This window comes from Longitalea luteola, from assembly GCF_017356035.1.
Classification (GTDB): Bacteria; Bacteroidota; Bacteroidia; order Chitinophagales; family Chitinophagaceae; genus Niastella; species Niastella luteola.
Genome location: NZ_JAFIQX010000006.1, coordinates 270,312 through 285,477, shown reverse-complemented (window position 1 = coordinate 285,477; position 15,166 = coordinate 270,312). Strand labels below are relative to the sequence as shown.

Genomic DNA, 15,166 nt, shown 5'->3' with positions numbered 1-15,166 from the left:
TTTCATGACAGAGATCATTCTAATGAGCAATAAGACTTACTGAAAAAGAGAGCGAGCAATTAAAAGCCGCTTGTTTAAGAAGGAAGGTGGCTTAGCCGATCATAAGGCTTCGCCAATCATAATCACAGTTACAACGAATTATATTCCTTACAAAATTAAATATTTTTATTTCACTGGGTCAAAATTCGAGGGTCAAACTGACCGCTGATGGCAAAGTGCTGATCCAGGTCAATTCTTATCTAAAATGTAATTGTTACAGATTGTTAAAAAAAATGCCGGCCAGCAACGCTGTCGGCCGGCCCTTTTTTGTAGTATCGGCTTTATTCTATTACGATAAGTTTCTTCGTTTCTACCCAAACCTTGTCGGTGGCCTTAAGCGTGAGCCGGTAATTGTAAACACCTTTTTGTAAACCGGATGTATTGAAATTTACGTTGTAATTACCTGCCTTCATATTGCCGTTAACCAACACGGCAACCGGCCGGCCCATCATATCGAATACCTGCAGGGATACATGACCATCCGATGGAAGCGCATAATAAATATTCGTAGTGGTATTAACAGGATTAGGCGCATTGAACAGGTGGAAGCGTGCCGATGGTTTTGGGCTCCATTGCTGTACGACCAGCCCGCTATCGGGTGAAGCCTGCGAGTACCTGATAGTTATACAGTCAAAATTAAGGTCCGCAACCTGGCTCGCGCCGGTTACATACAAATTGCCCGATTTGTCAATGACCAATGGGTTTGGTATAAGAAATCCGAAATTCCCGAATATATCGCGTTGATTTGTGGGGCCATTATATCGTTCTATCCACTGCTCACTACCTGCCGCATTGTATTTAACGATAATACCATCAGACTCCCCGGTGCCTATGCCCTGGCTTAGTCCTGCTACATATACATTGGCTTCCTCATCCAGCACCAGGTAGCTTGCCTGGTCATCTCCATTAGCGGGACCATTATATCGTTTCACCCAGACTTCCTTTCCAAATTTATCGTACCGGATGGTAGCAAAGTCATAATTGACCCCATAGCGCCCGGCAGGACTGGACCCTGTAATATATACGTTCTGCCGTTTGTCAACCGCAATGGAGTATGGCAGGTCTTCAGAATTGCCGGGACCATTATATCTTGCCACCCACTTCTCATGTCCTTTCGAATTGTACTTGATGGTAAGGTAATCTGAAGCATCGTCCTCGTTACTGTTGACACTGTTGCCGGTAACATATACATTCCCTTTACGGTCAACGGCTACTGCGCGCGCTCTGTTAAAAAGACTCGTAACAGGCCCGTCATATCTGCGTACCCAAAGCTGTTTTCCGTTTTTATTATACTTAATCGTAGTAAGATCAACATCGTCTGGATCTAAGCTGGTAGCGCTTCCACCTACCACATATACATTACCTGCTTTATCAATGACCATGGCATTGGCTATCCCGCCACCATTATCGTCATAGTGGGCCAGCCACTGCTGTACGCCATTCGTATTATATTTGATGGTTACAAAGCCTCCCAAACCTCTGTCACCCGATACGTGCACATTACCGTCGTCATCAACAGCAATTGATCTTGCCCGGTCAAACCCCGGGCTGCTATATCTTACCAGCCATTGCTGAACGCCCGACGGGTTGTATTTTATAGTGACATAATCGCCGCCGGTTCCGTTCTCATATGCCATACCGGTTATATATACATTACCCCAGCGGTCAAGGGCTATACCGCTTGGCAGATCGTGCATGTTAGCAGAACCACTATACCGGGCTTCCCATTGCTTCACTCCATTGGCATCATACTTGATGGTGCAAAAATCGTCATTTGTTTCTGTGACGGCACTGACTCCTAATACATACACATTGCCCTGCCTGTCTACGGCAAGTGAATTCCCGGCATCATATAGATTTTGCGGACCGTTATACCGGGCTACCCACTCCTGCTTAACCTGCGCAAAACAAAAAGCGGATGAGGAGAATACAAAAAGCAGCAACAGCTTTTTAATAGGTAACAGTTTTTCCATGCCTTTAATTTTTTAGTTAAAGAATCAAATTTTGAACAGTATGTATCACAAAAAATTGTACTACCTGGGATGGGATCCCAATAGCATTAGCCTGGAAAAGAGGGGGAACAAGAAAAGAAACGGTTAGGTCTGTCCTAAGTTACTTTAAAATCGGCATTCCCTATTATGTTTTCTGATGTTTTTTGTTTCTCCAGACAATTACTCATCCCAACTCCAGCTGGTTTTTTACCAGTTCAAAATACCGGCCCTGGTTTTGGGTCAATTGGGCATGGGTTCCTGTCTCGGTAATAATTCCTTTTTCGAGTACTACTATCAAATCGGCATTTTTAACGGTGCTTAACCGATGGGCGATCACTAACACTGTTTTACCAACAAAAAAATTGGTGAGGTTATTCATTATTACCCGTTCATTATTCGCATCCAGCGAATTGGTAGCTTCATCCAGCAGAATGATCTGCGGGTTCTTATAAACTGCTCTTGCTATGAACAATCGTTGTTTTTGGCCGCCGCTTAACTCAACGCCTGTTTGTCCCAATAAGGTATCATGCTTAAGGGGCAGCGATTGTACAAACTCGTCTAAACAGGCCAGCCGCAGTGCGTGGTATACGCTGTCTAAATCAATGTTCCTGTCGGTCATGGCGATATTCTGGGCAATGGAGGCGTTATAAATATAACCGCCCTGCATTACCACGCCACACTCTTTCCGAAGATCTTCTGTATTGATATTCTTTAAATTGATATCATCAATGCGTATCGTTCCTTTTTCCGGCATGTAAAATGCCAGCAATAATTTCATGAGGGTGGTTTTACCGCTTCCGCTGGTTCCTACAATGGCGGTTATTTTCCCTTTGGGAATAAAAAGATCGATGTTCCTGAGCACATAGGGGTTATGCGCCCCCGGGTATTTAAAGGAAAGCGCTTCTATTCGAAATCCATGGTTGAAATGAACCGGAAATGGCGCCTTCTCTTCATTGTCTTCATTGTCCTTCAATTGAATTTCGTTCAATCGTTCAAAACTGGTTTTTGCATCCTGCAGGTCCTGAAAAAAAAGCATCAGGTCCTGAACAGGCATTGCCAACTGGCCTACGATATAGCCGATACTTAGCATAACGCCAAAGCTGATCTGTTCATTGATGACCCAGTACGAACATAAAAAGGTAATAAAAAGGCTTTTCAACTGGTTGATGGTACTGACGCCGTATTGTTGCAAACCGGTTAGTTTTAAACTACTCAGCTTGAACCCATACAACTTCTGCTGCATTTCGCTCCATTTGTGGATTTTGTCATGCTGGGCATTGTTAAGTTTAATTTCCGTCATACCCGAAATAAGGTCGGTCAGGTAGTTCCTTTCTTCAACGGCAAGGCTGAACCTGCGGTAATCGAGCCTTTTTCGTTTATTTAAAAACAAAAAGAACCAGATAATGGACATACCGGTAAACAAAAGAAAACTCAGGACAATGTATTTATCGAACCAGAAGAATTGAATGATATATACGATCATCAGCAACAGCGAGAAAAAGAAGTTTACCAGCTTGGTGCCCAGAAATGTTTCAATTCGTGAGTGGTCTGCTATCCGCTGATAGATATCTGCATTGTTCCTGCTATCAAAAAAAGCGATCGGCAACCTGAGCAGTTTTGCAAGAAAACCCGAAATGATGCCTGTGCTTAACCCCGTACTTAATTTGGCCTGAATAAGGCTTTTGCTGTAATTCGCCAATGTAAGTCCACCAAACAATACAAACTGGAACAGCAGCATTTTCCAAATGACGGGTATATTCTTTTGCTCAACCCCGTTATCTGTCATATATTGAATGGTTCCCGGTATCACCAGGGAGATCAAAGCGGCTATAAGCATAATGAGGAAAAGCGCCACCATCGACCGGGTATGCGCTCTTAAATAGCCGCCGAAATGCCGGAAAATGCCAGGCTGATCTTTACCAGCGCTGCTGTCCTTCCCCTCTTCCTCACCGGTTGGCTCCAAAAATATAGCAACGCCTCTTTTCCCGTCACCTTTCCACTCTTTAAGAAATTCTTTTTCGCGCAAAACGATCATTCCATAACCAGGATCAGCAACCGTATATTTGCCCGCTTTTATTTTTTGAAGAACAACATAATGATTATTGCGCCAATGCAAGATGCAGGGTAACGGCAGGTTGTTTTTAAGATAATCGACCGTCGTAAGGAACACGCCTGCATGTAATCCCGTTTGGCTGGCTGCCTGCACCAGTTCCGACGTGCTGGTGCCAAGCCTGGAGGTATTGCACAGGTGCCGCAGCCGCGGCATACTGGTTTTAATACCATGGAATGCGGCGATCATCTTTAAACAGGCGGGCGCACAATCCATGGTGTCGAGTTGCTTTTGAAATATGCGGTTAAACATGCTCAGCATTTGAAATACCCGAAATAAATAAGTGTAATGTCCAGCTCGGAGTTGCCGAGGGTAGACCCGTCGTGAAAACAGTTATCGGTTGGCGCGATGTAATATTGATAGGGTTTTTGTTGTACCCTCAATACCGGATAATCGGGAAAATGGTGGAAAAAATACCTGCAGATATTGCCTATATGGATGTTGTGCGCCCTGACGTCTATTTTCTTTTTCAACATATTCATGGCCTGGATCATCGACAGGTTCACAAACAGGAATGCCCTTGTTTCATTTCCCAGGTTAATGGAGATCCTGTTGCCAAATTTATGCGCTGTATACACTGTCATTTGGGTAGTACCATCGTTATGGATGCCCATATACTTTACATCCTGCGGCTGATAGCCCTTCTGCAGCCCGGTAGTATCGCACGCTACCATTTCAACATTTGGAAAATTAGTACCTAAGCAGTGAAAATAAAAAGGGGTATTGGCTGAAAGGGTCGATAAAAATGCGTGCAGTCGATCATTAACCGCTTTCACTTTGCCGGGATCGTGATAGAACTTTTCAAATACTTCATCCCTGCTTTTTGAACCGGCCAGCTGCAGTTCCCTAAAGCCATCCTTTAAGTGACCAGGCAGTTCTCCCAGGTAAACCGTGTTGTAAGTATTGCATTCATTCTTTGGCTGCAGTTGTTTTATTTCAACCGGTGTCAGGCTTCGCCAGTCACGTTTTGCCACATAGGCATGCTCTTCATACTGCGGACGGAAATGTAAATCCTGAAAATGTACCATTTCGGCCAACTGGTCGGCATGAAAAACCGTTCCGGAATTTATTGTTACCGAATCATAGCCTTCCTGCAATTGATTGTTTATAGTAATACCATTGATGAGTTTCATACTGCATTATTAAAACTTGAAGAAACCAAAATATACCATTATAATATCCAGCTCTTTGGTTCCGAAAGTAGAACCATCATGAAAACAGTTATCTGTAGGGGCTATATAGTATTGATACGGTTGTTGGGTGATCTTTATAACCGGATAATCAGGGAAGCAGCTAAAAAAGTACCTGGCAATATTAATGATGTCGATCCGGTGTTTTTTTACATCGATCTTTTGTTTCAACATATTGTAAGCCTGTGGCAGCGTGAGATTCACAAACAGAAAGGAACGGGCTTCTTTGCCCAGATTAATGGTAAACCGGTTGCCTGATCTATACAACTGGCTCAGGGCAACATATTTTGTTCCATCGTTATGAATACCCATGTATTTTTTGTCTTCTTCCTGGTAGCCTTCAGGCATCCGGGTGGTATCGCTGGCCACTACTTCAAGGTTGGGTAAATTGGTTCCTAAATAGTGGAAATGAAATGGCTTTCCTTCTGATCTGGGCTGCAAAAATGCTGTTATACCTGCATTGATCGCTGCGGTGGTGGCTGGTGCATTCCTGAACCTGGTAAATACGGCTTCCCTGTCTCTGCATTCATGGAGTCTTAGCGATTCGAATAAATGTCTGAGGTCATCAGGGATGTCTCCAATGTATACCGTATTCGCATCCGTTCTTTTACCGGACGGTTTCAGTACCTGGGTTTCCCTTGCTTCCAGAGGCCGCCAGTTCCTTTTGGGTAAAAAGGCGTCTGCTTCATAGGCGGGCGTAAAAGAATGATCGTTGTAGTTAACCCTGGGAATTTCTACCTGGGTATGTGGCAATACGCCGGAATTAATTAAAATATCATCATTGCCCAGCTGGCAATCTTGATAAAGCATTATACCTTTTCTTATCTCCATAACATACAATTTTATCCGGCCCGGTCGAACAGGCCTGTATAAACAATAGTTACATCAATTTCACTGTTACCAAGTGTGGTAGCATCATGAAAAAAATTATCTGTAGGGGCTATATAATACTGATAGGGCTTTAAACCCAGTTTTACCACCGGGTATTCGGGGAAATGTTTGAAGAACAGGTACCCTATATTATTACAATCTACTTTGGTTTCCGATAAACCGGCGCATGCCCTGATCATTTTCATAACCTGTATCATCGACAGATTTATAAAAGCCAGGTGTCTTGTCTCCTTTCCCAGGTTGATAGAAATCCGGTTTCCCGATCTGTAAGCCGTATACGGGGTAAATGCCCTGCTTTGGTCGATATGTAATCCTACGTAAATAAACTTTTCACGCACATAATGACAGGTGATGGTCTCCCTGTTTGGCATCGCCCGGGTTATGCGGTGAAATTTGTAATTGCTGGTTGAGGAAAATTTTTTGAGAAAGGCATGCATACTTTTATTGATCTGCTTTACCTCCTTTTCTTTTTCTTTGAATGTCGGCAGTATTTGATCCACAGAGGTGCATGCATGCAGGTTCAATTGCTCAAAGGAATGTTTCAATGGCGCCGGTATATTTCCCACAAAAATGCTTTTGCGGAAATCTGCTTTTTTGCTTTGCGTAAGTAACAGGCTGATCTCATTATCGTACAGCTTTCGCCATGAAGTTTGGGGAATATAGGAACCGGAAAGATATTGCAATCCTGTTTTTTCCGAAGGTAACATGGTGCCTCCGTTTATGGTTACCTGATCTGCAATGTCATCCAGATCACTGTATAACCGGATGCCTTTTTTTAGTTGCATAAAAGGTTGGGTTGTTTGAATGATGTCAATTTTTGTTTCAGGGAACTGCTGATCGTAACGGCAGGCGCTTTTTTAAGTTCCTGCAGAATTTCTTCAAACGATACCTTTTCTATACCATTATCAACGGTAGCATCAGATGGCAGGCCGTTAATAAGATCGTTTTGAAGGAAACTGATCAACCGGATAATATCCCTGCAGTAAATGGTCGGATTGTCAAAACCGTTCTTATTGGCATAGCGGTTCCCTAAAAAGCCGCCTCCGCAGAATTCATACACGGGGCAGTTAAGGCATTTTTCGCAGACCATCTGGTGTGCATGGTAATATACATCGAACACGCGGTCGTTAAATATATCTTCAATACCATGGGTATGAACGTTGAGGTCATTACGGGTAATGCCTTCATAACAGGCCCTGATGGAATCAGCAACTTCTATAGCGCCATTTGTTTCTATGATCAACACGCCGTTTGTTCTTACACCAAAAGCCTGGTTCCCTATATGCTCATCTCCCAGTAAGATCTGCAGCAGGTTTTCAAATAATTTTATGGCGGGCCGTTGTTTATCATTTTTCCATAAAAGGAACAGTTCTATCAACCAGTTGGCAAAAGGGGTATAGTCATCATCACCCAATTGCGCAGCTTCCATACCTTCCGGAAGCCGGTCGTAATGACCATCGGGGAAAAGCAGGTTGAGACTTTCAATACCCAGGTTTTTCATTTCCTCATAATATTCCCTGGCGGGAATACGGATGTTCAATACACTTAAGATGCCGACAAGGCCGTTGCCTATTCCCTGGCGAACAGCCCGGGCTACCTCGGTATAAGAACCTTTTCCATTATGAAATACCCGGTAGGCGTCATGGTATTGCCGTGGGCCGTCGATACTGATCCCTACCTTCACATTATGTACCTTCATCCATTCGTACCAGGTTGGATCCAGGTTCACTCCGTTCGTTTGGAAAATAAAACTGAAAAAAATACCGGGCGCTTCTTTTTTGAAGATCGCCAAACAAGCTTCAAAGTATTCCCGGCCCAGTAAAAGCGGTTCTCCTCCATGAAAAACGATTTGCATATGCCTGATCGATGCCGCCGCACCGTAAGTGTGCAGACGCTTGGCCAGGGCGGCCACCGTATCCAACGACATGAACTTAGGCTGATCTTTATAGGTAGTATCGCCTAAGTTGTACATATAACAATATGAACAATTCAGGTTGCAACGACTGGCACTTTTTAGTACAAAACAGGTAACTCTTTTCATTGTTTGTACATTTGACTGATAAATGGTAATGACGTTTGCTTCAGCTGCCACGTGAATAACCAGTTTCCTCAATTACCAATTGAAGAACAGGGCAAAAAAGGAAACTGGCTATTGTCAATCCCGTTAAAGCGCAGCTCTCAGGAATTGATCTGTTTTGTCGTATGCTACAGGATCATCACTGCCACGCATCAAATTGCTGACTGCAGCAACATTACAATTAGAACCAGCAGCACCGCCAAAAATGGCTTTGTAAAGGTCCAGCTGTTCGTTTTCCGAAGATTCAATGGCTTTTTGGATGATGCTCTTTTGAGCAGCATCAGTTGCGATCTTTACTTTTTTCATAAAAAAAAGTTTTTGGTTAAAAAATAGCCAGCCTAAGGGTGTGGCTTTCCACCCCTTCATTTATTTGCATTTAAATGAAAGCGATTGTATTATTTTATGCCTCTACCAGGCGTTTCAGAGGGTATATTAAATGATCCGGTTCTTGATATTTTCAAATTCAGTATCCCTGTCTCTTTTCTTCTTTACGGTTGATTTTCCAAAATTATAGTTAACAATAAAAGCCAGACTGCGGGTGTCGTTATAGTAATTTTGTTTTAACAACAGCTCGCCTGCTTCTACCCTGTAGATATCTTTATTGCTTTTGAACAGGTCTGTTGCCGAAAGGGTAAAGCTGAAGGCCCCTGCCGATTTTCTTATCCTCAATTCCGTATCGAGCCGGTTCCCTACCCTGGTATTCACAATGGTAAAGGGAAAAGTATTATTGGCGATCACGTTACAGCTTAACCGGTGCTTTTTTGAAAGCGTAAACGTTTGATTGGTTGAAAGGCTTACTAAAAATGACCGGTTATCAATGGAAATATTACTGGCATACTCACCTTTTGACAGAATATAACCTGTCAACAGTGTAGCAGACAATTGCCACCATTTTTTCAACTGGCTATAGTAGATAGCCGCCGCTGAATAACTGTATTTGTTCCCGTAGTTTGTTTTTTTATTTACGACAACGCCGGCTGAATCTTCAAAAGGCAGCGAGTATATTTCGTTGATGGTTTGGCTTGCCGCCAGTTGAAAGATATAAGTGCCTTTTCCGGCATTCAGTGAATGACTGAATTCTTCCCGGTAATATTTAGAAGGCATTAAAAAGGGATTGCCTTCCAGATAAGCTTTATTGGTGGTGTATGTTCTGAAGGGGTTTACATCCCAATAGCCAGGTCTTGTGATACGGCTCGATACTGCCAGCGTATATGTTTTCTTCCCCGAGGTGGTATATTTGAGATAACCGGTTGGAAAAACATTAACATAGTTCCGGTTCACCACCTTTTCGCCTTCGAGGTATCCTTTGGCAACGGTGTTTTCCAGGCGGGCGCCCAACTGGTACGACCAGGCAGCATTTATTTTTTGATTAAGCTGGATGTAAGAAGCATTTATATTTTCATCGTAGGAGAACAAATTACTGCGGGTGAAGTCCTTTGCCCAGAAATTATTGCCCAGATAGTTTTCAAAAACAAGATCATTGTCAATTTGCGAAAAAGAAGACCTGATACCGAAATCGAGGTTGATACCGGAGCTGACGGGCCAGTGGAAATCGGCTTTGAACGATTGGTTCTTTACATGTTGCGGCGCCGAACTTCTGAAATGATCACTTATATACAAAGGATCATAGGTATCAACATCCAACGCGCTTGTCTGGCTAAGCGAAGTGTTGTCAGAAGTATAATTCAGTGCGTCGAAATCGATATTTAACTTTTTTCCCCGCCTGTCAAGTATGCCTTCATAATTCAGGTTCAGCGAATAGGTATGGGAATTTAAATTATCCGTGTTTGCTGAATAACTGAGGGAATCATAACCCACATAACGATCGTAACTACCGGCGTCTCTTGTCTTTTTATCATCATTACCCGAATAGTCCAGGATCAGGCCAATAATATGGTCTTTGTTAAGCTGATAATCGATACCCAGGTTGGCGCCAGCCGATAAAGAGCTGTTTAAACCGGAAGACGTGATATGCCTGCTTAATGGTATTTCATTGCCTGCATGCTGAAAATACAGATCATGATCAGATTCCGGTTTTCTTCGCCGGTTTACCAGGTAGACATTTGAATAAAGATCCCATTTGCCGGTACGATTGTTTAAAAAAACACTAACACTTTGCGAGTTCGTGGCGGTTTGCCTGTCAGTTAAAGTGGCGCTTCCCTCGAGCCCCTCTTCTTTTTTCTTTTTGGTAATGATATTCAGGATGCCTCCTCCCCCTTCGGCGTCGTATTTACTGGAGGGTGTGGTTATTACTTCAATGGCTTCGAGGTTATCTGAAGGCATACTGCTTAAATAGGATTTCAGCGCAGCCCCCGAAAGCACTTTCCTTTTATTGTTGATGTATATAACTGCGCCCGAGGTTCCACTGATCTGTATGCTACCATCGGATGAGGCGCTCACGAGCGGTGTTTTTTCAACAACATCCCAGATATTATTTCCTACAACCAGTTCTGTGCCCCTTACATTGAACCGCAATCTGTCTATATCCATTTCTATCAGTGGTTTCCTGCCTGTAACCTCTACCTGCTGCAACATTTTCTCATTGACCAGTTGCAGGTTGATAGTAGTGTCGGCCAAAAGGCGAACAGGTATAATGGAGTCTTTGTAAGAACGGTGACTGATCAGCAAATGATAATCTCCTTTTGCCATGTTTTGAAACCGGTAATGCCCGGTGCTGTCACTCATAGTAGTACCGACAAGGGATTTGCCCTGGCGAATGAATACAACTGCATGTGGAAGGGATTGACTGGTCCCGTGTGTTATAATACCAGTGATCGTTAATTGAGCGGTTGCGTACTTGCACAGCATCGTTAGTAGGAGTGTTACTAACGCCACCAGCCTGCGTCTGGAAGAAAAACGATAACAACAGCCAGCCGGCTTTGCAGACAACTTCATATAGAAAAAGGTTTGATCTTCGTTATCGATGTTTGGTTAAGATTTTATTCATACATCGATACGGTAGTTTTTAAAAATAAGAAATTTTCAGACAAATACATCAGGTCCGGAGGTTTTATTAGTTACAAGTCCCAGACCCAGAAACTGTATTTGCCAAACCTGGCAGCATCCTGCCACCAGGCATCTCCGTTAAAGAAACGGAGATTTTTCATGCCTGCCTGTGACTGTACCGGACATATGATCTCTTTTTCACAAGTTTGCGCCTTAACGGCAGCAGTTTCCGGCAACACAACCGTTATATGGCCCGGCTCAGATAATTCATTCCTTTGGGCTACAATAATTCCTATGGAACCTTCATTGGCTAAAGATTGCATTTCAGCCAGGTCAAATACCTGTTTCCATCCGAAGCAGGAACCATAAGAAAGGAACCATTCGGCCAAAGCATTGCAATTCATTTCAAAAACGGTTTTCGCATATACCACAGGCACCCTGATCCCTTTTTTGATCTTTCGCACAGATTCTTCATTCCACCATACTCTGGGAATATAGGCGCCTAAACAGCTGACCACATCATACGCATAAATATTACAGTAGGTAGTTTTGCCCTGGATGGCATACCGCCGGCTGTTCTCCACATCAAGCCATTCAACAATATGGTGGATATATTCTTTTCTGACATCGGCAGACGCGATCTTCTTTAAATTAACTTTTGGCATCTTTTCTTCATGTAAGGGGTAAGCCCAATGAAGATCATTTCTGGTATTGATTGAATTATTTATCGAAAGGTCAACCCGCAGCAAGTCCGGCAGCTGGTGAATATCAGGATCCCGAAGTATTATCGATCTTGTTTGACTAATAGTTTCTATATCAGACATGACTTTCTCAAATTCCTCATCGGTCAAAGTTTGCCTCGTCCTTAAATGTTGCGACAACCATTGAACATGGTTTTTAAGATTAGTAAACAATTGAGGGCTTTGTGATACCAATGCTTCATGGAAATGAATTGGACGGGGAATAATATACATCATTATAATATACTCGGTCATTGTTAAGGCCGGCAATGATTTTTTAAAGTAAAACATGGCTGCTTCCTTTATTCCATATACGTCAGGGCCAAATTCTATAATGTTTAAATATATTTCAAGCAAACGGGCTTTCGGTATCCTGAAATAATTCTCTATAAGTAATGATAAAATGATCTCTTCGATCTTCCTGTAAAGGTTTTTTTCATGGTTTAGAAATAGATTCCGAACCAATTGCATGGTGATCGTACTGGCCCCTCTTTTGAATTTTCTTTCGACCAGGTTCGAAACGATGGCGCGTCCTACGAAAAATACATCGAGGCCATGGTGCTGGTAAAAATTGGGGTCTTCGCAGAAAATAATTATAGGGATCATTTGGGCCGGGAAATCTTCTATTTTCACAAAGTTGCTGTTCAGGTCACCCACCCATATTTCTCTCAGGAAAGCATTATTCCTGATCACTCTATGAACAAATGGCGCTTCTAAATAAGACAGATCCAGCTCGCCGGGATCATCTATCACCAGGTCATTTTTCAGGACCTTTAATTCGAAGAAATGCTGCATTGGATCCTTTATGGAAAACATCAGTCGCGATCTGATCAACAGGTTGCCTTCGGTTGTAACCGTTTCAATTGCTTTAACATGAAAAGCCGGAAATGAACTTTTAAACAGATTAAAATCTAACTCTACGTGAAAAATGAATTTTAAAATATCTTTTTCCACCAGATCATGATGGAATTGAAAAGCGAAAGGTATCTGGTTAATATTACCGCCTGACTCTTTAGTTACCACCAACGAAGTTGGCGTAAAATTGATGTTCAGTTCCGCATCAAAGTTGCTGATCAATAAAGGCGCGGCGCCTATTGCCTGGTGTTGAATACGGAGATCGGTAGACCTGACCATCCAGTTTATCACTTTGCCCCCCTGGGCTATCTCCTCCTGTTTAAAGCAAATGGATACATGGGACACAGAAAAAGGAGACAGGCAATTACCGGTCTGCGTCTCAATCCTGTCAATAGCAGCAGTTACAGATCTGTCTTTTTTATTAACGATACATTCAACACTGCTCAAAACATAGAGATCCCTTTGGGGAAGCTGGACCTTTAATTCCCGGATCACCACTCTTTCCGGAATAAAAGAAAAAAATGCATTAATGATCTTCTCATATTTGCGATAGTATATCCCCTCCCACTCTGCTGTTATCTTTCTGACATCCGGGGACAAGACATTGGGCTTACCAGCATCTTTACCAAAGCGATGATAAGTTAGCTGGAGCTTATCAAGTGTAATGTTTAAGGCGTTTCTGATCGACCTTTCTTTTATTAGTGTCCATACACTGAGAAACAGTTCCAATCGCTGAATCTCAAATGCTACAGGTGTTTTCTCCATGAAAATGTTCCTGATCTCATAATGGCGGAAGCCCCTTATTTTCACTTGTTGAATGTCAAGGCGGATATTGTATTGGAGAAATAACCTGTTTATCTGGTTGTTTCTGATCTTTCCCATCCAGGGGATCCTTTTAAAAAAGGTTGTTACAATTATAATAAGAAGCTGTTTTTTCATACAATGTTCAGTACGTCAATATTATTTTTAGCACAATACTTGTCATGAACACTTTTCACTATTACAAACCGGTTTTCGGTAGGCGGGAATAATGCTCTCGACTCTTCATCCTCAGCTCTATTACATATAGTTTCAGCTTTATCCAATTCATTTGGAACGGCTATGAAAGGGAAAATGGCCATTTTGTAATTGGTTATTGTGGTAAAGAGTTGTCCTATGGTAATATTGGTATCGAAATCCTGCTCAAGGATCTTTTGAAAAATACTTTTATACAGAACAAAAAAACCGCTAGAATGAAATGCATTGATCCAAAACCGGGTTCTTGCAACAGGTGTGGCTATGCCGAACTCTTCAACGCCACCAGCCAGCATTTCGGTTCGCTGGTAAAAGGCTTCCATAATATTCTGAAGGAAATCTGCTTTTGAATAGTATTCGGTAAATTTTACATCATCTTTACAAATGACTATGACATCATCGTCATTGGCAATAGCCATCCCAACGATCTTTCGAATAGTCAGATGCCAGCTAACGGCGTTCACTTCGTTCTTACAGGCCTCTACCAGCATAACCTGAAATTCATCCTTCTCTTCAAATTGTGCTTTTATATATGCTACGCTGCCCGGCCGTTCAGGCAAACAAATAACATAGGTTGGAATAGTAATATTTTCAAAGGAAGCTGAATTCGTATTAACAGAAAGCGTTCTTTCATTGTTTTTATAATAATCGCAGATATAATTTATTGTTTTTGCTTTCTTTGAGCTGGTGGCAAACAATCCCTCCACTCTTCCTGCTGTATTATTCTTGTTTGTTACATCCGAATAGCCAAAGCCTTTTTGAACTGAAATAAAAGGATATGTAAAAAACTTATTTTCGGTCAGGGAGGCTATTTTAAGATCAGTCACGTCGTCATCTTTAAAATCGGCCTCCAGTATGGTTTTGAAAAACTGCCGGAATATAACCGTAAATTGAAACCCGGAAAATATATCTACCCAAAATATGCCTGCCGAAACGGGTAAAGCATCCGTAAACCAGCTTACGCCTCCACATAACAGGTCGGCATTTTTTGATCTTACTTCGGCAATGGCATCAAACAATCGTTCTTTAGAATAAGCGTCGGTAAATTGATGGTCATCTTCACAAACAATAATATAGTCATGCCCTGTGGTCAGTTGCTTCTGCAGAATGATTTGAAGCGTATTCCATAAACCGATGGCACCTGTTTTATGTTCCTGGGCTTCTACAATGGTAACGTCAAATTCCATGCGTTGATCAAATTCTTTAAGGATATATTCTTTGCGGTCTGTTCTTTTTTTCAGGTTAATTACAAAAGTGGGTATCGACTTCATAAAATAATATTTAATGAGAGGGATTAAATACTGGTCAACGCT

General features: G+C 42.3%; 10 protein-coding genes. All 10 read right to left on the bottom strand.

The genetic code is table 11. The features are described 5' to 3' along the window. Window positions 1-320 precede the first annotated feature (320 nt). Complete coding sequence (locus JUB15_RS17045; protein ID WP_207513702.1) at window positions 321-2,012, bottom strand: SBBP repeat-containing protein; 1,692 nt, start codon at window positions 2,010-2,012, stop codon at window positions 321-323. 202 nt (window positions 2,013-2,214) lie between these two features. After that, the gene (locus JUB15_RS17040) at window positions 2,215-4,392 is read right to left on the bottom strand and encodes a peptidase domain-containing ABC transporter (RefSeq protein WP_207513701.1); all 2,178 of its coding nucleotides are present in this window, start codon (window positions 4,390-4,392) and stop codon (window positions 2,215-2,217) included. Between the two features lie 2 nt (window positions 4,393-4,394). Continuing rightward, the gene (locus JUB15_RS17035) at window positions 4,395-5,273 is read right to left on the bottom strand and encodes a hypothetical protein (RefSeq protein WP_207513700.1); all 879 of its coding nucleotides are present in this window, start codon (window positions 5,271-5,273) and stop codon (window positions 4,395-4,397) included. Window positions 5,274-5,282: 9 nt separating this feature from the next. Further along, the gene (locus JUB15_RS17030) at window positions 5,283-6,161 is read right to left on the bottom strand and encodes a hypothetical protein (RefSeq protein WP_207513699.1); all 879 of its coding nucleotides are present in this window, start codon (window positions 6,159-6,161) and stop codon (window positions 5,283-5,285) included. A gap of 11 nt (window positions 6,162-6,172) precedes the next feature. After that, window positions 6,173-7,006, bottom strand: coding sequence for a hypothetical protein (locus tag JUB15_RS17025; RefSeq protein ID WP_207513698.1), 834 nt, complete (start codon window positions 7,004-7,006; stop codon window positions 6,173-6,175). Further along, a complete protein-coding gene (locus tag JUB15_RS17020) occupies window positions 6,997-8,262 on the bottom strand; it encodes a radical SAM protein (protein ID WP_207513697.1) in 1,266 nt (421 codons plus the stop codon). The genes JUB15_RS17025 and JUB15_RS17020 overlap by 10 nt, the downstream gene beginning before the upstream one ends. Before the next feature lie 123 nt (window positions 8,263-8,385). Further along, window positions 8,386-8,604 carry a hypothetical protein gene (locus JUB15_RS17015; RefSeq protein WP_207513696.1) on the bottom strand — a complete coding sequence of 73 codons (219 nt, stop codon included), beginning with the start codon at window positions 8,602-8,604 and terminating at the stop codon, window positions 8,386-8,388. Window positions 8,605-8,730: 126 nt separating this feature from the next. Next, the gene (locus JUB15_RS17010; RefSeq protein ID WP_207513695.1) at window positions 8,731-11,193 is read right to left on the bottom strand and encodes an outer membrane beta-barrel protein; all 2,463 of its coding nucleotides are present in this window, start codon (window positions 11,191-11,193) and stop codon (window positions 8,731-8,733) included. A 122-nt stretch (window positions 11,194-11,315) separates the two neighbouring features. After that, on the bottom strand, window positions 11,316-13,778 hold the full coding sequence (locus tag JUB15_RS17005) for a biosynthetic peptidoglycan transglycosylase (RefSeq protein WP_207513694.1): 2,463 nt from the start codon (window positions 13,776-13,778) through the stop codon (window positions 11,316-11,318). After that, on the bottom strand, window positions 13,775-15,124 hold the full coding sequence (locus JUB15_RS17000; RefSeq protein ID WP_207513693.1) for a glycosyltransferase family 25 protein: 1,350 nt from the start codon (window positions 15,122-15,124) through the stop codon (window positions 13,775-13,777). Before JUB15_RS17000 ends, JUB15_RS17005 begins: the two co-directional genes overlap by 4 nt. Between the last annotated feature and the right edge of the window lie 42 nt (window positions 15,125-15,166).